Consider the following 19,254-nt stretch of genomic DNA (forward strand, 5'->3'; position numbering starts at 1 on the left):
TTTTGAGCGCTATCATGGGATAATAAAATATAACTGCACCTACAAATGTACCATAATCTACATTTCATTACGATAGACTATTGTGTCAATGAATAAAAAATAAATTAAGCTCCCCCTCCATATTTATAAATATGCAAGAAAATATTTTATCATGGTTGGTTCGCAAATTGGGGAAAACTTTTTAAAAGGACACTTAAGAGAAGGAAAGACTCTTGTCATAAAGTCAGTGGATGTTGTAGTTGGAAGGAGCAGGGAAAATTACGTTTCCGTTTGTGAATTCTGTAAGTTGGGTAGGATCTTTGGTGTGCCTCAGTTTAAGGTTTAGGGGTGTTCCTTTAGGTTATTAAGTGTAATTCATAGAGATATTTTGAATACATCTCATAGGGATGGTCGGAATGGAGTTTTAGTATGGGTTGGACATCTGAGCGTGTTGAACTTCTCAAGAAGTTTTGGAATGATGGTTTAAGTGCAAGTCAAATCGCAGCTCAGTTAGGTAATGTTAGTAGGAATGCGGTGATTGGTAAAGTTCATCGTCTAAAGTTGCCAGGACGTGGGAAAACGACACAATCAGTCTCGCGTGCGCAGAAAAATCAAGCAGATGTGAGTTCGTCAACGTCACGGATAAATCGTGCAGTATCACCTATTGCTTCTGTAAATGCAGCGTCCTCTAATGTAGGGACAACAGATCTGAATGTGGAGCTTGTAGATGATGATGTAGCAAAAGGTGATGTTTTTGCAAAATCAGATGTTGTGGTACCCATTGCGCGTCATCTCAACCTTTTACAATTAAGTGAGAATACGTGTAGATGGCCAGTTGGTGATCCTTTGTTATCAGATTTTCACTTTTGTGGTGCTGATTCAGGAGAGGGGAGTCCGTATTGCACTTTTCATGCTAAGATAGCATTTCAGCCTCTTTCAGAAAAACGGCGCGTAAAGGTGTAAGTTTAATTTTTTGAAAATTAAAATTATCATTACGGTCCGGTATAAATTTGAATAATGTTAGCTCTGGAACCTGTCTGCATCGTTGGTTGCTGTGTTCAAGAAGTTTGACTTTTATCTTTACATAAGTGATTAAATTACATCAAAATTATAATTTTGTAATGATTTTCAGGGAAAATTCGGTCCAAATATTATTGGGCTATTTTGTGGGAGATTGTGTTGTAGCTACGGCTTTTTCGATTTCTGGTAAGATTTTTTTCTGGTAAATTTGCTCTGTTAGGGTGCCCGTGTGCTTGGCTATAATGGTGCCATCCTTGTTTAGAAGGAAAGTTTCTGGTGGTCCATATACTCCCCAATCAATAGCTGCATGGCCTGTGGTATCAAAGCCTATGTATTTAAAAGGATTACCGAAGTTTGCTAAAAATCGTTTGGCATTATCTTTGTTGTCTTTATAGTTAATTCCAATAAGATGAAAGCGCTTGTCTTTTGCAATTTCCATGAGTATGGGATGTTCTTGACGACAAGGTAAACACCACGATCCCCAAAAGTTGATTAATGTTATATGTCCTTTAAACTGTTCTATAGTCAAATACCCATCATGATTTAATAAAGGGAGATAAGTCTTGGGTGCTAACTTTCCGGTTAATGTACTCTGAGTAAAAGATGTATCATAAGAATGCTGCTTATTGATGGAGTAGAAAAGGAGTATCATTAAAAAGGAGAAAAAAATAAAAGGTCCACAAAAGTTCAATAAAGTAAAAAATGAAATTTTTTTTTCTGATGTAAATAGGGGGATCTCCATTATATTTTTCTCTCCAGAAAATCTCCTTCGTTTGTAGTTTTTGTAGAATTTTTTTTGACGTATGGCTTTGTAAACAGTATACCCAATCAGATAAAGTAGAACAGCAGAAGAAAGTGTATAGCTTAAAATAACGATATGTTCGTGGTGGAATGTTCCGAGTAAAGTATCAATGCGTTGGAAAGAATTTTCTAATCGTTGTTGGGGAATGTCACTGAGTCCATGCATGATGAAAGAATCCTGGGTTTTGTGCGGTGAGCTGCTTGGGTTTGCAGTATTTTAATGCGACGGTGAGTGATTTCATTTCTCATAGCCATTAGATATAACACAACGAATAAGTGAGCAAAACAAATTGCCATTGTTATCAGCGGCCATAACATGGTGCTGTCAATTGTCGTACCCCCTGGACGTATGAGAGATGCTTGTTGGTGTAATGTATGCCACCAATAAACAGAGAACTTTATTATGGGGATGTTAACTAATCCGACCAGTGTCAAAATTGATGTGGCATACGCAGCTTTAGCTGGATTGATAAAAGCACGCGAGAGCATGGTGATAGCGAGGTAAATAAAAAACAGTATTAAAACCGACGTTAATCGGGCATCCCAAACCCACCATGTTCCCCATGTTGGATGCCCCCAAAGTGCTCCTGTAACTAAGGCTAAGGCTGTAAAAGTTGTTCCAATGGGCGCTCCACATTTAAGGACTATACTCGCAAGATTGTGACTCCAGATGAGAGTAATGAATGCTGCGATGCTCATTATGACATAGCAAAGTGTAGATAACCATGCAAAGGGTGCATGAATATACATTATTTTGACGGTAATTCCTTGTTGATAGTCATTGGGAGACTTCATAACTAGGGTAATACCCAAAACAAGCAAGAGCACTGTCATACCAATTAACCACGGTAAAAGAGCAGTGCTGATTTTCATAAAATAAGTCACATCTGTGAAAACAAATTTCATGTTTCTCTTATTTTGCACTTTATTCATAGGTCTATAATAGGCATACTTTTGGTTTGCAGCAATTGTCTTTATACTATTCTGATAAATATTTGAGTATTATAGCTACTATAAAAGAGCTGAATATAATTAGAAAGAGTGAAAGAGCGATAAGAAAAGATAAAACAGTAATAAAGGAGATATCGTGCATTGCCATAGCTGTAGTAGCGGAAACACCAAAAATTACTACAGGAATTGTCCATGGCAAAATGATGATGAAAATGAGAAGGGTACTATGTATTAGCGATGTCGTTAATGCTGCCCCAATTGCTCCAATGAAAATGATAGCTGGTGTACCACACAAAAGGGTTATTACAGCTGCAAAAATCGTAACTCCATTTAAGTGGAGCATGAATGATAAAAGAGGAGTTATGAAAATAAGGGGCAACATGGTGCCTGCCCAATGAGTAAAACATTTTACAAAAATGATGAAGATTAAGCTTTTTCTTTGATCAGAGAGAATAAATTGGTCAAGAGTACCATCGTCATGATCGGCTTGAAAGAGTTTATGCAGATTGAGAAGGCCCGCAAGTAATGCTCCAATCCATAGTATACCGGGGCCTACACGTGTGAGGGTATCTGGGTCTGGTCCAACGGCAAAAGGAATGATCATGATGATAGCAATAAAAAACAAGAGACCTGTTAACAAAGGACTCTGCGGTGTTAGTGCCAATTTAAGATCACGCCAAAAAAGTGCTTTCATCTTATTATTCCTGATGGGGGAGGAAATTTTCTAAGGTGATGATGTGATTTGCTGGAATGTTAAGGGATGTATGGGTTGCTACAATAATCATTCCGCCTTGATTAAGGTGGTGTTGAAAAAGATTGGTGCAAATAGTCTGTGCGCGTTCATCCAAACCGGATATTGGTTCATCCAAAATCCAAATAGGGCGGTATGATAGTAGAAGACGAGTGAGAGCTACACATCTTTTTTGTCCCGTTGATAAGACATTAAAGGGTAAATGTTTAAGATCAGAAAGACCTAGATTTTCGAGGGCTTCATGAGGGTGGTGAAGACACTGACCATAAAAGTCCGCCCAAAAGTTTAGATTATCAATGACGGACAAGTAATTTTTCATTGTATTTTGAGTACTTAAATAGTGGCTAGCTATTGCTAAAGGATATATTTTATTATGATCCTTAAGTATAACATGTCCTTTAGAAGGTTGTAGGAGACCGACGATGATTCGTAGCAATGTGGATTTTCCGACACCATTTGGACCTGTAACTATCATAAGTTGTTGTGTAGACAGACAAAAAGAAAGATTTTGAAAGAGAATTTTTTCGTCTCTATAAGCTGTTAAATTTTTTCCTAAAAGCATCATATGACTACCTATTTTCGTCAATTCTTACATTTTTTGTTATATTATAAAACAAAAAAACATTTTTTTATGCAATTGTATCTAGAATAGTTCTAGGAATAGTTCTATAAGGCATGCACTGCTCCAATGGTGTTGTGAAGCAATTTTGGGAGGTGCTTTCTGAATTTATCGAGAATTTTAAGCTTGTCGGTAGTTTCGATGAAAGTAAAGAGTTGGAAGATATAATAGCACTAATATCCAACGTTACAGCTTAGCTTGTAATTTGCGTTGTTTATTTCGGAAAGTGAATGATTGTGTAGTATGAGGGTGAGCAGCCATGTCTCAGATTGATAGTTTCAATTGTCGTAGAATTTTAGATGTTTGTGGCAAGGAATATGTCTATTATAGCTTGATTGCAGCGGAAGAAAATGGGCTTAAGAATGTTTCTCGGTTACCATTTTCAATGAAAGTTCTTCTTGAAAATTTATTACGATTTGAAGACGGTCGTACAGTTAAAAAGGAGGACATTTTAAGTATCGTTCAGTGGTTTCATGATAAAGGGTGTGTTGGTGCAGAAATTTCTTATCGTCCTGCGCGCGTCTTGATGCAAGATTTTACAGGTGTTCCTGCAATTGTTGATCTTTCTGCAATGCGTGATGCTATGGTGAAGCTTGGTGGTGATGCTGAGAAAATTAACCCACTTATTCCTGTAGACCTTGTCATTGATCATTCTGTTATCGTTGATCATTTCGGTAATCCGACTGCATTTGGAAAAAATGTTGAGCATGAATACGACCGCAATGGTGAAAGATATCGTTTTCTTAAGTGGGGGCAGCAAGCGTTTAAAAATTTTCGTGTTGTTCCTCCAAGGACAGGGATTTGCCATCAGGTTAATTTGGAGTATTTAGCACAGTGTGTGTGGGTGAAAGATGGAGATGGTGATCAAGTTGTTTATCCTGATACGTGTGTAGGAACCGATTCACATACAACAATGGTAAATGGTTTGGGTGTTTTAGGTTGGGGTGTTGGTGGCATTGAAGCTGAAGCAGCAATGTTGGGGCAGCCAATTTCTATGTTGTTACCCGAAGTTATTGGTTTTTGTTTAACAGGTCAGTTAAGAGAGGGGGTAACTGCCACCGATCTAGTGCTGATGGTTACACAAATTTTACGTAAAAAAGGTGTTGTTGGTAAGTTTGTTGAATTTTTTGGACCTGGTTTAGAGTATATGACACTTGCCGATCGGGCAACAATTGCGAATATGGCTCCAGAATATGGAGCAACATGTGGTTTTTTCCCGATAGACAAAGAAACAATACGCTATCTTAACATGACCGGGCGTGATGAAAATCGAATTTCCTTAGTTGAAGCATATTTTAAGGCACAAGGAATGTGGCGTGATGAGAAAACAATAGATCCTATTTTCAGTGATATTATTGAATTGGATATGGGAAGTGTCGTTCCTGCTATGGCAGGTCCTAAGCGTCCAGAAGGGCGTGTTCCCTTAGAAAATGTAAGGCAGAATTTTGAAATAGCTTTGGTTGATGATTATAAAAAAACAGACAATTTAAATAGTCGCTATCAAGTTGAGAATGAACGTTACGATCTTGGTCATGGGGATGTTGTAATTGCTGCGATTACATCTTGTACGAATACGTCAAATCCAAGTGTTTTAATTGCAGCAGGTCTTTTAGCTCGCAATGCTGTAAAAAGAGGTCTAAAAAGCAAACCATGGGTTAAGACTTCGTTGGCGCCTGGTTCACAGGTAGTTGAGGCTTATCTTCTTGATTCAGGTCTTCAAAAATATTTGGATATTTTAGGATTTAATTTAGTAGGGTTTGGATGTACAACTTGTATCGGAAATTCTGGTCCCTTACTTTCAGCTATTTCTAAAACAATTAATGATAATAATTTGATTACTGCAGCGGTTCTTTCAGGTAATCGTAATTTTGAAGGACGTGTGTCTCCGGATGTGCAGGCAAATTATTTGGCTTCTCCTCCACTGGTTGTTGCGTACGCCATAATGGGGACGGTGTGCAAAGATTTAACAAAAGATCCTCTTGGCACAGATTTAAGCGGTCATCCTTTATACCTCAAGGACATCTGGCCAACTTCTAGAGAGATACAGGAGTGCATTGAGCAACATGTTACACGCCATATTTTTATTGAAAAATATGCTGATGTGTTCAAGGGGGATGAAAACTGGCAAAGAGTTGACGTTCCTGCAGGTGCTACTTATTTATGGGATAATCAGTCAACTTATGTGCGCAACCCCCCTTATTTTGAAGGTATGCTGAAGAATTCTTGTGCGTTGGAAGATATTAAAAATGCACGAATTTTAGGTTTGTTTGGTGATAAAATTACAACAGATCACATTTCTCCTGCTGGGTCGATAAAAGTTGATTCTCCAGCGGGAAGATATTTAATTGATCGTGACGTTAAAGTGACAGATTTTAATCAGTATGGAACACGTCGTGGAAATCACGAAGTAATGATGCGTGGAACTTTTGCTAATATTCGAATTCGTAACTTTATGTTAGGAGAGAATGGTCGTGAAGGAGGGTACACTATTCACTATCCATCAAAAGAAGAAACAACGATTTATGATGCAGCGATGGCTTATGGACGGGAGGGTATTCCACTTGTCGTTTTTGCTGGCATCGAATACGGTAATGGGTCCTCTCGTGATTGGGCGGCGAAGGGTGCTAACCTTCTTGGTGTTAGAGCAGTAATTGCTCGGTCATTTGAGCGCATTCATAGATCGAATCTCATTGGTATGGGAATTGTTCCATTTGTATTTGAAGATGGTGAAAGTTGGCAATCATTTGGCTTAAGGGGCGATGAGCAGGTCACGATAGAAGGAATCAGTGACTTGAAACCTCGTCAGAATGTTACTGCTACGATTGTTTTTGCTGATGGCACAAAAAGAGCTATACCATTACTGTGTCGCATAGACACTGAAGATGAGTTGGATTATTTGCACCATGGTGGCATCTTGCAGTATGTTTTACGTCAACTATCGGTTTAAAGAATGCCTCATTAATGAAAATAGGGTGTAAAGAGGCAATTTAGGTTTTTTGAGTTAGATTGTTGAGAATTTAATTGACGTTGACTTAAAGGTTGAGCTATAAGCCGTCTGCCACTGATAGGTAGTGTGTGTTGTGTTTTTTTGGTGCCAATGGTAGTTCGAGCTACAGGTGCTGGTGAGTAAAAGAAAGAGATATATTTATGGCGAATACACCCTCGGCTAAAAAAGCTGTACGCAAGATTGCAGCGCGTACGCAGGTTAATAGGATCCGTCGTTCGCGTGTTCGTACTTTTATGCGCAAGCTTAATGATGCTTTGGCTGGAGGGGATCGGGTCTCCGCGGAAGTAGCATTCAGAAGTTTTGAGCCAGAGGTTATGCGTGCAGTTTCTAAAGGTGTCTTCCATAAAAATACTGCTGCGCGGAAAGTTTCACGTCTGGCACGGCGTTTAAAGGCACTGAGTACGTAAAACGTTTTCTATTTTGGATCGTGATGGAGCTGGTATGTGTGTTGCATGCTGGCTTTTTTGTTGAGACTCACTATCGGCCACTATCTCTTTAAAAAATATAGTCAATTTGAAATATGAAAATAGTTATCCACAAGCTCTATGAATTTTTACAGAGTCTTTTTTTGTCAAGTTTTTTTTTTATATTTTTAATGCACAGTTTTTTAATTATTGGTAAATTTTTTATGAAGAAAAATTGAATTGAATCAATAAGTTTTATAATTTTTTGTAAATAATTATAATTTAGTGCAAATTTTTAAGGTTCTTTGACCGTATTTTAGCCTCTTGCATTTTACCCGTGCTGTTTTGTATGCTCCTTGTGGAGACTGGAGATACCTGGGGTTTTTGTCTATTCAGTTCTGCTTTCGTGTTGAATATGCAGCGCTTTGAGTTCGGGATTGTATGAGTCTTTGGTTTAGGCATGCTTTGTTATTGTGCCGCTAGGTTTCTTTATGTTGATATATTTTCCATATAGGAGGGTGTGTCATGCGATTGGGTACAAGAAAATTTTGTTGGTCAGCTTTAATCAGTGAAGTTGCGATGGTACTGTCCTAGGGGAGGATGAATAACCTTATTTGGGGAAAATATGCTTACTTTTGCTAGGTCAATTTTTATTGTTTGCAAGGGGAAGATTAGATTTTTATCGAAATGAAAAAGGGTGAATAAATTGAGTTCTAAGACTAATTCCTTAAAAAAGGCTTCAGCAAATGTTCTTCCAACAGGGAAAATGGTGGGTGGTGTGGTAAGTGATACTGAGGTGGCGAATATAAACACTCCTTTGGAATGCGGAGTTCTTTCAGAGGAGGAGGGTGCAGCTGCTTTTGCACGTGTGATGGCACAGCTGAAGACGCAGGTTGGTGTTGAGGCTTATGCAAGTTGGTTTGGTAGACTAAAGCTTTCCGAATACAATCAGAATTTTGTAAAGTTATCTGTTCCTACGGCTTTTTTACGTTCGTGGATCAATAATCATTATGGTTCGCTTTTAACAAATTTATGGAAGCAAGAAAATGCTTCAATTCTTCGTGTTGAGGTTGTTGTTCGTGATATGAAGCGCGTTCAAAAGAATATCGCGTATAAAGCAAAGGACCATTCTATTGCAAATGTTCTTGAAGAAAAGAGCACTTCGCCTTTGATTGAAAATTATACGGAACATTCGATAAAAGGTGCTCAGGCAGGGATTTTTGGTTCACCTCTTGATTCTCGTTATAGTTTTGAGAATTTTGTTGAGGGAGCTTCCAATCGTGTTGCTTTAGCGGCAGCTCGTTCAATTGCAGAAGGACATAAGAGCGCTTTGCGTTTTAACCCTCTCTTTATTCACGCCTCTGTCGGTTTAGGGAAGACACATTTACTGCAAGCTATTGCATCTTCTGCGCTAAAACGTCTAATGCCAGCACGGGTTATTTATCTGACTGCAGAGTATTTTATGTGGCGCTTTGCAACGGCTATTCGTGATAATGACGCTCTATCTTTTAAGGAGCAACTTCGCGATATCAACCTTTTGATTATTGATGATATGCAATTTTTGCAAGGAAAATCAATACAACATGAATTTTGTCATTTGCTAAACACGTTGCTAGATAGTGCAAAGCAAGTTGTTGTCGCTGCTGATCGTCCTCCAGCAGAGTTGGAGTCATTGGATCTTCGTGTTCGTTCCCGTCTTCAAGGCGGTGTTGCTCTTGAAATTGAAGCTCCGGATTATGAAATGCGTTTGCAAATGTTGCGTCAACGGTTAAAGGCTGCGCAACAAGATGATAGTACGGTTACAATTCCTGATGATATTTTGGAGTATACCGCTCGAACAATTTCAGGGTCAGGTCGTGATATCGAGGGTGCATTTAATCAGTTGTTGTTCCGTCAATCTTTTGAATCGGACCTATCTTTGGAACGTATTGACGAATTATTAGGTCATTTGACACGTTCGGGTGAATTGAAGCGCATTCGAATAGAAGAAATTCAACGTACAGTTGCACGCCATTATAATGTTTCCAAGCAAGATTTATTGTCCAATCGCCGTACACGTACGATTGTTAAACCACGGCAAGTGGCGATGTATTTGGCAAAAATGCTGACGCCTCGTTCTTTGCCCGAAATTGGGCGGCGTTTTGGGGGACGTGATCATACGACAGTTTTACATGCGGTCCGTAAAATTGAAGATTTAGTCTGTGATGATCAAATTCTAGCTAAGGAGCTTGAGTTATTGAAGCGGTTGATTGGAGAGCAGGCTATATAGCTGGGATGTTTTTCGTTCATTAGAAGGGTGTTAAGGGAGGATTTGTAGAATCTTTGCGTGTCAGATTTTGTGCGGCTATTGCCATTTTGGGGGAGGTTGAGTAAATTTGCGATTCTCTTAAATGAGATAAGTGTTTTTGGTTAGGCAAATTCCTAGAGTTATAAGGTCAATTATTAACGGGGATTTTTATGCGGATTACAATTAATCGCAGTCATTTTCTAAAGTCTCTTGGTCGTGTTCATCGTGTGGTTGAGCGACGCAATACTATTCCTATTTTATCAAATATATTAATTGATGCAGGCAGCAGTGGTGTACAGTTGAAAGCGACAGATCTCGATTTAGAGGTTATAGAATCGGCTCATGCTCATGTTGAGCAAGTTGGAGCAACAACAGTGCCGGCGCATCTATTTTACGATATTGTTCGCAAAATTCCGGATGGTAGTGAGATTGTGTTAACTGTCGATGCTGATCAGCCTAACATGCTATCCATTGTTGCTGGTTATTCTCAGTTTCGGCTGCAATGTCTTCCTAAAGTTGATTTTCCGGAGCCACTTCCAGGTAAGTTTGATTGCAGCTTTTCTTTTTCGGCAGCACGTTTAAAGTATTTGCTTGACTGTACGCAATTTGCCATTTCCACTGAAGAGACGCGTTATTATCTTAACGGTATTTATCTACATGTTGTTCGTGATGATGTTTTAAAGTTGCGTTTGGTTGCTACCGATGGTCATCGTTTAGCTCAAATTGATACGGAGGCGCCTGCAGAAATTGAGGGTATGCCGGGTGTTATTGTTCCCCGTAAAGCGGTAGGGGAATTACAAAAGATTCTTTCTGAAGAGCCAGAAAGTGATGTACACATAGAACTTTCAGAAACGAAAATTCGCTTTTCTATTGGAGATGTGATTTTAACGTCCAAATTAATTGATGGACGATTTCCAGAGTATCAGCGTGTCATTCCTTTTGAAAATGATAAAAGACTTGTTGTTAATAAGAGAGATTTTTCTTCTGCAGTTGATCGTGTTTCGACGATTTCAAGCGATCGTGGGCGTGCAGTAAAATTAATAGTTGGAGATGGACAATTAAAGCTTGTTGTAAATAGTCCTGATTCCGGAAGTGCAGAAGACCAATTAGTAGCGGATTATACGTCTGATCCATTTGAAATAGGTTTTAATTCTCGATATCTTTTGGATATTGCTGCACAAATTTCGAGTGATGAAATAGTTTTTATGCTAGCTGATGCTGGGGCGCCAGCACTTATTCGAGATGGTAGTGATGTTAATGCGCTTTATGTGCTGATGCCTATCCGTGTTTGAAGGGTATGTATTTTGCAAGGCATTTCTGGCCATGTATGTAAGGTGGCTGTGAGGCAATTGAGGTTAACACATTATCGCAATTACCATTTTTTAGACGTAAAATTATCAGGTCAGCACGTAGTTTTTACCGGTCACAATGGTGCTGGTAAAACAAATTTATTAGAAGCACTTTCTTTTCTTTCTCCTGGACGTGGCTTGCGGCGTGCGGCTTATTCTGATGTTAATTCCTTTAAAGGTGATGGTGGTCGATTCGTTGTGTTTGCTCGTCTCCAATGCTCTCTTTATGGTGAGGTGAGTATTGGTACAACTTTGGACACTGAGAGTCATCGCAGAAAAGTTCATATAAATAGTGTGAATGAGACTTGTGATTGTTTAACAGATTATTGTCATATTAGTGCATTGACTCCATCTATGGATGGGATTTTTGTAGGGCCGTCACTTAATCGGCGCCGTTTTTTAGATCGTATGGTTTTGGTGATTGATTCTTTACATGGTTGTCGTATAGCTGATTATGATAAAGCTATGCGCGCTCGTAATCGCTTATTTTTGGATAGAAATGAGAATCATGTTTGGCTCAGTGCTTTAGAAAGACAAATGGCTGAACTTGCAACAGCAATCGCAGCAGCGCGTATCGATATGGTTCAACTTTTGAACGATATGTTTATGCAAACATCATTTTCTACTTGTTTTCCAAGAGTTTTCCTACAAATTGATGGCTTTTTAGAAAGAGCGCTTGGAATGATGTCAGCAATAGAAGTTGAAGAGCAGTTTGTGGATCGGCTGTATCACAATCGTGCAATAGATCGTGCTGCTGGGCGAGCACTTGAAGGGCCGCATCGCACAGATTTACAAGTTTTTTATGCAGATAAAAATATACCTGCGATGTCTTGTTCAACGGGTGAACAGAAAGCATTGTTGATAAGTTTGATTTTGTGTCACGCACGTTTAGCCGGTACGATATCAAATATGGCTCCCATCGTTCTTCTTGATGAAGTTGCAGCTCATCTTGATTCTTATCGACGTTTTGCTTTATTCGATGTTCTCGATGATTTAGGTGGTCAAGCATTTATGACGGGAACAGATCGTATCTTATTTGATTCTTTAAAGGGACGGGCAGAATTTTTTGAAATTGAGGATGGAATGTTGTCACAAGAGGGAGGAGGCGTATAACTCAACAAGTACTTCTTTTTAAAAATGGAGGAAGATTTAGGGTTGTGATGATTTTTAATGATCTCAACTTTGGGAAATAGAACTTTTTAGGTCTGTAACATTGAAGCTCTAGAAAATTATTGAAAAATTTTGCAACAGAGCTTGGAATGGTAGTTTTTGATGATTACAGAAGCAGTAAGAGATGATAGATGAAATTATGTAGAGGACAACAATGTAAGCCTTTATTTCCAGTTCAGCAGTTTGTGATTATGCGTGCATCTCCCAGTGTATCAGACATGCTTTGAAAGCTAGTCGTTGAAGTCTATTTTTTCATTATATAAGCTATGCTAAATTTTTAGTTGTCGTCCCTATATCGTTACAAGTATAGATTGCTAGACATAATAATTAGTAAGATTAATTTTTTCTTGAATATATAGCTAAATATCTTAGATTTATGTAGTGTGGTGGAAGCATGTCGTATATTGTGTCTATAATTTTAAGATAGCTTTTTGTTAAGTAAGTAAGGTATACCCGTAGTTATGGTGTTGTTTTAGTTTTGATGGCATCTTGTTTATTTGACAGGGCGGATAAAATGAGAGATTTTGTGGAGAAAATAAAGGTATTTGCGCTTTTGGGAGCGGTGTTGCTTTTGTCTGGTTGTAAAATAGATGTTCTTCAGCCCGCGGGGTATGTTGCACGTCAGCAGCTTATTTTGATTGCTTTATGCGTTTTTGTTATGCTTTGTGTTGTCATTCCAGTAATGGTTGCGGTGGTTGTTTTAGCAATAAAATATCGTGCTTCAAATGTAACGGCAGATTATCTACCTGATTGGGGGCATTCGAATAAAGTTGAAGCCTTTATGTGGGGTGTTCCAATCGCTATTATAATTATCTTAGGAGGATTTACAGCTTATTATACTTATAAGCTTGAACCTTCAAATAGGCTTCCTGTGGAAGTTGTTGGTGAAGATCAACCTCTGCAAATAGATGCTGTTGCTTTGGATTGGAAGTGGTTATTTATTTATCCAGAGTATGGTATTGCATCTATTAATGAAATTTATGCGCCAAAAGGTCGTCAGGTGTTGTTACAGATAACATCGGAGAGCTCTCTTAATGCGTTTTGGGTTCCGCGGTTAGGTACGGTTCTGTATGCTATGCCCCAGATGAATTCTAAATTGCATTTGATAGCTGATAAACAGGGGATATTTAATGGAAGTTCGGCAAATTATAGCGGGGATGGTTTTGCGGGTATGCGTTTTAAATGGCATTCAGTATCTTTGAAGGATTTTGATGATTGGATTATGAATGCTCGGGAAAAGGGTCAAAGTCTTAATAGAAAATCTTATCGTCGGCTTTCGGTTGCGCCGTCTATGGGTGATATAGTTGCAAAAGAAAAAGATGCTGAGGTGCGATATTTTTCTCCTGTTGAAGAGCGGCTTTATTATCGGATTGTTAATCGATGTGTTGACGAAAATACCGAGTGTAATGAAGATTTAATGAGGCGTGCCGCGGCTCAAACGCTTTGGGGTGCTCTTTGTTCTATTTTTGATGATGTTCTTTAGAAGTTGTGAGAAAGAAGTCCTTCCAAAAGAAGGTTTCTTTAAAGATTGAAATTTGTTTGATATAGGCTAAAAATGTTCGGAAGACTTACAGATCCTACAGCTGCTGCTTTTCATGCGTTATCACATGAACCAATAGTTTTGTACACATGTATTGCGATTGTTTTGGGTGGCTTAGGTACCTTTGCTGCTCTGACGGTACTTGGTTGGTGGGGCCCCCTTTGGCGCAATTGGGTTACAACAGTTGATCATAAACGTATTGGTATTATGTATGTCATTCTCGGGATCATTATGCTTGTTCGTGGCTTTGCTGATGCAATTATGATGAGGACGCATCAAGCAGTGGCTCTTGGAAGTGAGAAGGCAGGCTATTTACCTCCTGAGCATTTTGATCAAATTTTTTCAGCTCACGGTGTTATCATGATTTTTTTCATGGCAACACCTATTTTGTTTGGCATGTTTAATTATCTTATACCGCTCCAAATTGGTGCTCGTGATGTTGCATTTCCGTTTGCAAATAATCTGGGATTTTGGATTACTGTTGCCTCTGCGATACTTATCAATGTATCTCTTGGAATTGGTAATTTTGGTCGTGGTGGTTGGCTTATGTATCCACCTTTCTCAGGCTTACAAAGCAGCCCAGATACGGGAGTAGACTACTATTTGTGGTCGCTTCAGCTTTCCGGTATTGCGACGACGATGGGAGCTATCAATTTCATTGCAACCATTATCAAAATGCGTGCTCCTGGGATGACAATGATGAAAATGCCTGTTTTTTGTTGGGGAGCTTTCATTAGTAATATTCTTATTTTGATTATTTATCCTGTTTTGGCTGTGGCGTTTTTTTTATTAGCCGCTGATCGTTATTTAGGCATGAATTTTTTTACGAATACTGCTGGTGGCAATCCAATGGTGTGGATCAATTATGTTTGGATTTTCGGTCATCCTGAGGTTTATGTTTTGGTTGTTCCTGCTTTCGGGATTGTTTCTGAAATTGTTCCAACATTTTCTTCGAAACGTCTCTTTGGTTATACTTCGATGGTATGGGCTATTGTTGTCATTTTGGTTCTTTCTCTTCTTGTTTGGGGACATCACTTTTTTACAATGGGTGGAGGTGAAGCGGTCAATACCTTCTTTGGTATTGCAACAATGATTATTTCAATTCCAACAGGGGTTAAAATTTTTAATTGGTTATTTACAATGTACAAAGGGCGCATTCGTTTTGAACCTCCGATGCTTTGGTGTATAGGAATGATATTCACTTTTGTTGGTGGTGGATTGACGGGTGTTTTAATGTCAATTGTTCCTGCTGATTGGCAATTTCATAATTCTCTGTTTCTTATAGCTCATTTTCATCATACAATTATCGGTGGTGTTGTTTTCGCTTACTTAGCTGGATTGGCTTTTTGGTTTCCTAAAGTTTTTGGCATTAAACCTAATCGTGCTTTAGGTATTGCATCTTTTTGGTGCTGGTTTATCGGTTTTTATTTTGCGTTTTTCCCAGTTTATATTCTTGGTTTGATGGGAGCTACACGCCGTCTTCAGCATTATATTGAACCTGATTGGCAGCCTATGTTTATTATAGCTGCGGTAGGAGCTTGTATTATTCTTCTTGGTATACTTTGTTTTGTATTACAAATCGTCTTAGCAGTTTGGTATGGTTTGAAACACAAGGGAAATCTTCCCGTAATATCGAATGATCCTTGGGGCGATACGCGTACGCTTGAGTGGTCTGTTTCTTCACCGCCTCCTGCTTACAATTTCGCTGTTATTCCACAAGTTCATAGTGAGGACGCTTATTGGGAGATGAAGAAAAGAGGTTATCAGCGTCCAACGAGTGGTTTTGAAAAAATTCACATGCCATCAAATACTTCTGCTGGAATTATTGCAGGATTTTTCTCATTAGTTGTTGCTTTTTCTCTTGTTTGGCATATTTGGTGGCTTGTTATTATTGGGGTGATTGGTTTTATTGGTGCTATTATATGGAATTCATTAATGGGTAATCACCATGGTTATTATGTTTCTGCCGAAGAAGTACAAAAAACAGAAGATATTTTTACATCTGTTCTTAACAAGCAAGGGGTAAAATCATGAGCGCAGTAGTAGCAGATGATGCTCATAGTGATGAGCATGGTCATGACAACAGTTCGGTTATGATATTTGGATTTTGGGTCTACATTCTGTCAGACTTAATTGCATTCGCAACGCTTTTTTCTTGCTTTGCTGTATTTTCTGCTTCTTATGGTGGGGGGAAGCCCGGTAGTGAATTTGTTAATTTGAATTTTGTTTTGGTAGAGACGGCTATTTTGCTCCTATCATCACTCACTTATGGTTTTGTGATGATACAGGCTTATAAAAATAACTTTTCTGGTGTACGCTTTTGGATGGCCATCACTTTTATGCTTGGTCTTTGCTTTATTGGGATGGAAATTTATGAATTTCATGAACTTTTAGGAGAAGTTTTTTATTATGATCCTACTGCTTATGCCGGTATTGATCTTGAAACAGGTGTTCAACTTTTTGGGCGAGAAGTTTTATCTGCCTACTGGTCAGCATTTTTTGTTTTAGTAGGAACTCATGGTCTTCACGTGAGTGTTGGTCTACTTTGGATGATTGTGATGTTTATTCATTTACACCGTAATGGGTTAGATAAGGATAATAAGACACGTTTGTCGTGTCTCTCTATTTTTTGGCATTTGCTCGACATTGTTTGGATTGGTGTTTTCACTATGGTTTATTTATTAGGAGCATTATAATGAGTACACATGATGAGGCACATGGTCCAAGTGTTGGTTCGTATTTAATTGGTTTTATTCTGGCTGTCTTTTTTACTTTGGGGTCTTTTATACCTGTGATGTATGGTATGTTAGAAGGTTGGACGGTGAGCACAAAGGTTATTTATCTTATTGGGATGGCTCTTATTCAGATTGTTGTACAGGTTGTTTTCTTCCTTCATTTAAATTCTGGTCCAGATGCTCAGTGGAATTTTGTAGCTTTGTGGTTTACAGCTATGTGTGTTTCCATCATTATTGGGGGCACTTGGTGGGCTATTTCTCATTTGAATTACAACATGATGGGCGGTTCAGGACGTATTGTCGAACCAAAAATGTTAGAGATGGGTACTACTGTACCGGAAAGATAATTCCAATATGAACAAGTATTAGAAGAAGGACCTTTAGTGAGTAAGCGCTAGGGGACAATCTTCGTTTTTGTGTAAAGCACTTGAGTTTGCGGGGACGCAAAAACCCTATTATTCTTAAGAGAGAAGCTCTGAGAATAGTCTTTACACATGTCAGGTTTGTTTAAGAAATCACTCTTCGTGTATTTCTTCACCATGCTTTAGTTCTTCAAGTGTTGGCATGGATATTATGTTGTATCCTGAATCTACGTAGTGGATTTCACCAGTAACGCCTGATGACAGATCAGAAAGCAAATAGAGAGCAGATTTTCCAATTTCATCAATATCAACCGTACGACGAAGTGGTGAATTGCGACGCTGATATGAGAAAATTGCTCGTGCTGCAGCGATACCGTTACCAGCTAATGTTCTAACAGGGCCAGCTGAAATTGCGTTGACACGGATATTTTGAGGACCAAAATCTGCTGCTAAATAGCGTACCATAGCCTCTAAGGCTGCTTTGGCAATGCCCATGACATTATAATTAGGAACAACTTGCTGTGAAGCTCCATATGTGAGTGTCAAAAGCATTCCTCCATTGGGCATGAGCTTACTAGCGTATTGAGCAATTTCTGTAAAAGAGTAAGCCGATATAACCATTGTACGCTTAAAATTTTCACGTGTCGTCGCATCAACATATCGTCCTTTCAGCTCTGCTTTATCAGAGAAACCAATAGCATGAACGACAAAGTCTATAGTTTTCCATTTTTCTTCCAGGTATTTGAATACATGATCGACAGTTTCGATTTTCTCAACATCACATTCGAGTACTAAGTTGCAATTAAGCTTTTCTGCTAAAGGCTGAACACGTTTTCCAAAAGCACTCCCCTGATAAGTTAAGGCAAGTTCAGCACCTTCCTCCGCTAATCGGCGTGCGATACCCCAGGCAATTGAATGATCATTAGCAATTCCCATAATGAGACCACGCTTGCCTTTCATTAGACCGTTCATATTATTCTCCGTAAGATCACACTTTTAAGTTGGCTGAGAGTTTCAATTCATGAATAGCGCTGAAAAACAAGCGTTGCATTTGTTCCACCAAAGCCAAATGTATTGGATAACACAGTGTTAAGCTGTTGATGATCAGACCGTTTACGAACAATAGGCATATCGGAAAAAGCTGGATCAAGTTCTTCAATATGAGCACTTTCGCAGATAAAATTATTATTCATCATTAAAAGTGTATAAATTGCTTCTTGAACACCTGCAGCGCCTAAAGAGTGTCCTGTTAAAGATTTTGTAGCTGAAATAGGTGGACATTTATCGCCTGATCCAAAAATACGGCGGATTGCCTCTATTTCAGGTGGGTCGCCAACAGGAGTTGCTGTCGCATGAGGGTTGATATAATCAATTTTATTATTTACAGTTGAGAGTGCAAGACGCATACACCGTTCTGCTCCCTCACCAGATGGGGAAACCATATCATGCCCGTCTGATGTAGCTCCATAACCAACAATTTCACCATAAATTTTTGCCCCACGTGCTTTAGCAAGCTCTAGCTCTTCAAGAACCAAGACACCGGCGCCACCAGCAATAACAAATCCATCACGATTAATATCATATGCACGTGAAGCTGTTTTGGGTGTATCATTATATTTGCTGGACATGGCGCCCATAGCATCGAATAAGACAGATAATGTCCAATCAAGATCTTCGCAGCCACCTGCAAAAACACGCTTCTGCTTTCCATATTGTATCAATTCATAAGCATTGCCAATGCAGTGACTAGATGTGGCACAAGCTGAGGATATTGAATAATTAACTCCTTTGATTTTAAAAAAGGTTGCAAGAGTTGCTGCGGCTGTAGAGCTCATTGCTTTGGGTACCACGAAGGGACCGACACGTTTGGGCCCTTTTTGACGTGTGATGTCAGCAGCTTCAACGATTGAGCGTGTTGAAGGTCCTCCAGAACCCATAATAATGCCAGTATCCCCGTTAGATATTTCGTTCAATTCTAAGCCTGCATCGGCAATCGCTTGATCCATAGCAATGTGGTTCCAGGCTGTCCCACGACCGTGAAAACGCATAGCCCGCCGATCGATCAATGCATCTACATCAATAGTTGGTGTGGCGTAGACGTGGCTACGAAATCCTAATTCAGCATATTCCGGTGCGTAAGAAACTCCTGATTTTGCTTCACGCAAACTAGCCAGAACAGCTTCTAGTCCATTCCCAATAGCGGAGACGATTCCCATCCCGGTTATAACAACACGACGCATTTATATCTCCTTGCTTCATACAGAGTGATATAACATCCA

17 protein-coding genes are annotated in these 19,254 nt (G+C 39.1%); 11 read left to right on the forward strand and 6 right to left on the reverse strand.

Going from position 1 to position 19,254, the window contains the following annotated elements; all coding sequences use genetic code 11:
* Positions 1-408: 408 nt before the first annotated feature.
* The gene (locus PU02_RS02580; RefSeq protein WP_053943948.1) at positions 409-942 is read left to right on the forward strand and encodes a GcrA family cell cycle regulator; all 534 of its coding nucleotides are present in this window, start codon (positions 409-411) and stop codon (positions 940-942) included.
* 196 nt (positions 943-1,138) lie between these two features.
* Here the strand turns inward: PU02_RS02580 and PU02_RS02585 are convergent, their stop codons facing one another.
* The 4 genes from PU02_RS02585 to ccmA all read right to left on the reverse strand — a co-directional run bounded on the left by PU02_RS02585 (position 1,139) and on the right by ccmA (position 4,067).
* On the reverse strand, positions 1,139-1,741 hold the full coding sequence (locus PU02_RS02585) for a DsbE family thiol:disulfide interchange protein (RefSeq protein ID WP_053943949.1): 603 nt from the start codon (positions 1,739-1,741) through the stop codon (positions 1,139-1,141).
* A 188-nt stretch (positions 1,742-1,929) separates the two neighbouring features.
* Positions 1,930-2,733: a heme ABC transporter permease gene (locus PU02_RS02590; RefSeq protein WP_053943950.1), complete on the reverse strand. Its 804-nt coding sequence runs from the start codon at positions 2,731-2,733 to the stop codon at positions 1,930-1,932.
* Between the two features lie 46 nt (positions 2,734-2,779).
* Entirely contained in the window at positions 2,780-3,445 is a 666-nt protein-coding gene (gene ccmB, locus PU02_RS02595; RefSeq protein WP_053943951.1) for a heme exporter protein CcmB, read from the reverse strand.
* Between the two features lie 4 nt (positions 3,446-3,449).
* Positions 3,450-4,067, reverse strand: coding sequence for a heme ABC exporter ATP-binding protein CcmA (gene ccmA, locus PU02_RS02600; RefSeq protein ID WP_053943952.1), 618 nt, complete (start codon positions 4,065-4,067; stop codon positions 3,450-3,452).
* A gap of 110 nt (positions 4,068-4,177) precedes the next feature.
* Here ccmA and PU02_RS06825 point away from each other — a divergent pair, with 110 nt between their 5' ends.
* The 10 genes from PU02_RS06825 to cyoD all read left to right on the forward strand — a co-directional run bounded on the left by PU02_RS06825 (position 4,178) and on the right by cyoD (position 16,960).
* A complete protein-coding gene (locus tag PU02_RS06825; RefSeq protein WP_158404018.1) occupies positions 4,178-4,318 on the forward strand; it encodes a hypothetical protein in 141 nt (46 codons plus the stop codon).
* Between the two features lie 62 nt (positions 4,319-4,380).
* Complete coding sequence (gene acnA / locus PU02_RS02605) at positions 4,381-7,068, forward strand: aconitate hydratase AcnA (RefSeq protein ID WP_053943953.1); 2,688 nt, start codon at positions 4,381-4,383, stop codon at positions 7,066-7,068.
* 200 nt (positions 7,069-7,268) lie between these two features.
* Complete coding sequence (gene rpsT / locus PU02_RS02610; protein WP_053943954.1) at positions 7,269-7,535, forward strand: 30S ribosomal protein S20; 267 nt, start codon at positions 7,269-7,271, stop codon at positions 7,533-7,535.
* Between the two features lie 763 nt (positions 7,536-8,298).
* Positions 8,299-9,801, forward strand: coding sequence for a chromosomal replication initiator protein DnaA (dnaA, locus tag PU02_RS02615; RefSeq protein ID WP_414947371.1), 1,503 nt, complete (start codon positions 8,299-8,301; stop codon positions 9,799-9,801).
* A gap of 188 nt (positions 9,802-9,989) precedes the next feature.
* Positions 9,990-11,111: a DNA polymerase III subunit beta gene (gene dnaN, locus PU02_RS02620; protein WP_053943956.1), complete on the forward strand. Its 1,122-nt coding sequence runs from the start codon at positions 9,990-9,992 to the stop codon at positions 11,109-11,111.
* 12 nt (positions 11,112-11,123) lie between these two features.
* Positions 11,124-12,281, forward strand: a complete 1,158-nt coding sequence (gene recF, locus PU02_RS02625) for a DNA replication/repair protein RecF (RefSeq protein ID WP_053943957.1) — start codon at positions 11,124-11,126, stop codon at positions 12,279-12,281.
* A gap of 571 nt (positions 12,282-12,852) precedes the next feature.
* Positions 12,853-13,821: a ubiquinol oxidase subunit II gene (gene cyoA / locus PU02_RS02630; protein WP_053943958.1), complete on the forward strand. Its 969-nt coding sequence runs from the start codon at positions 12,853-12,855 to the stop codon at positions 13,819-13,821.
* Between the two features lie 72 nt (positions 13,822-13,893).
* Positions 13,894-15,912 carry a cytochrome o ubiquinol oxidase subunit I gene (gene cyoB, locus PU02_RS02635; protein ID WP_053943959.1) on the forward strand — a complete coding sequence of 673 codons (2,019 nt, stop codon included), beginning with the start codon at positions 13,894-13,896 and terminating at the stop codon, positions 15,910-15,912.
* A complete protein-coding gene (locus PU02_RS02640) occupies positions 15,909-16,574 on the forward strand; it encodes a cytochrome (ubi)quinol oxidase subunit III (RefSeq protein ID WP_053943960.1) in 666 nt (221 codons plus the stop codon). The genes cyoB and PU02_RS02640 overlap by 4 nt, the downstream gene beginning before the upstream one ends.
* On the forward strand, positions 16,574-16,960 hold the full coding sequence (cyoD, locus tag PU02_RS02645) for a cytochrome o ubiquinol oxidase subunit IV (RefSeq protein ID WP_053943961.1): 387 nt from the start codon (positions 16,574-16,576) through the stop codon (positions 16,958-16,960). Before PU02_RS02640 ends, cyoD begins: the two co-directional genes overlap by 1 nt.
* Positions 16,961-17,128: 168 nt before the next feature.
* On the opposite strand, the gene fabI is transcribed toward cyoD, so the two are convergent.
* Positions 17,129-17,947, reverse strand: a complete 819-nt coding sequence (gene fabI, locus PU02_RS02650) for an enoyl-ACP reductase FabI (protein WP_053943962.1) — start codon at positions 17,945-17,947, stop codon at positions 17,129-17,131.
* A gap of 47 nt (positions 17,948-17,994) precedes the next feature.
* Entirely contained in the window at positions 17,995-19,215 is a 1,221-nt protein-coding gene (fabB, locus tag PU02_RS02655; RefSeq protein ID WP_053943963.1) for a beta-ketoacyl-ACP synthase I, read from the reverse strand.
* Positions 19,216-19,254: the final 39 nt, after the last annotated feature.

This window comes from Bartonella ancashensis (assembly GCF_001281405.1).
GTDB classification, from domain to species: Bacteria; Pseudomonadota; Alphaproteobacteria; order Rhizobiales; family Rhizobiaceae; genus Bartonella; species Bartonella ancashensis.

What these genes read in the sequence shown, in the direction of transcription:
- PU02_RS02580 (WP_053943948.1), top strand. Translation starts at nt 409, where the DNA reads ATGGGTTGGACATCTGAGCGTGTTGAACTTCTCAAGAAGTTTTGGAAT.
- PU02_RS02585 (WP_053943949.1), bottom strand. Translation starts at nt 1,741, where the DNA reads ATGGAGATCCCCCTATTTACATCAGAAAAAAAAATTTCATTTTTTACT.
- PU02_RS02590 (WP_053943950.1), bottom strand. Translation starts at nt 2,733, where the DNA reads ATGAATAAAGTGCAAAATAAGAGAAACATGAAATTTGTTTTCACAGAT.
- ccmB (WP_053943951.1), bottom strand. Translation starts at nt 3,445, where the DNA reads ATGAAAGCACTTTTTTGGCGTGATCTTAAATTGGCACTAACACCGCAG.
- ccmA (WP_053943952.1), bottom strand. Translation starts at nt 4,067, where the DNA reads ATGATGCTTTTAGGAAAAAATTTAACAGCTTATAGAGACGAAAAAATT.
- PU02_RS06825 (WP_158404018.1), top strand. Translation starts at nt 4,178, where the DNA reads ATGCACTGCTCCAATGGTGTTGTGAAGCAATTTTGGGAGGTGCTTTCT.
- acnA (WP_053943953.1), top strand. Translation starts at nt 4,381, where the DNA reads ATGTCTCAGATTGATAGTTTCAATTGTCGTAGAATTTTAGATGTTTGT.
- rpsT (WP_053943954.1), top strand. Translation starts at nt 7,269, where the DNA reads ATGGCGAATACACCCTCGGCTAAAAAAGCTGTACGCAAGATTGCAGCG.
- dnaA (WP_414947371.1), top strand. Translation starts at nt 8,299, where the DNA reads ATGGTGGGTGGTGTGGTAAGTGATACTGAGGTGGCGAATATAAACACT.
- dnaN (WP_053943956.1), top strand. Translation starts at nt 9,990, where the DNA reads ATGCGGATTACAATTAATCGCAGTCATTTTCTAAAGTCTCTTGGTCGT.
- cyoA (WP_053943958.1), top strand. Translation starts at nt 12,853, where the DNA reads ATGAGAGATTTTGTGGAGAAAATAAAGGTATTTGCGCTTTTGGGAGCG.
- cyoB (WP_053943959.1), top strand. Translation starts at nt 13,894, where the DNA reads ATGTTCGGAAGACTTACAGATCCTACAGCTGCTGCTTTTCATGCGTTA.
- PU02_RS02640 (WP_053943960.1), top strand. Translation starts at nt 15,909, where the DNA reads ATGAGCGCAGTAGTAGCAGATGATGCTCATAGTGATGAGCATGGTCAT.
- cyoD (WP_053943961.1), top strand. Translation starts at nt 16,574, where the DNA reads ATGAGTACACATGATGAGGCACATGGTCCAAGTGTTGGTTCGTATTTA.
- fabI (WP_053943962.1), bottom strand. Translation starts at nt 17,947, where the DNA reads ATGAACGGTCTAATGAAAGGCAAGCGTGGTCTCATTATGGGAATTGCT.
- fabB (WP_053943963.1), bottom strand. Translation starts at nt 19,215, where the DNA reads ATGCGTCGTGTTGTTATAACCGGGATGGGAATCGTCTCCGCTATTGGG.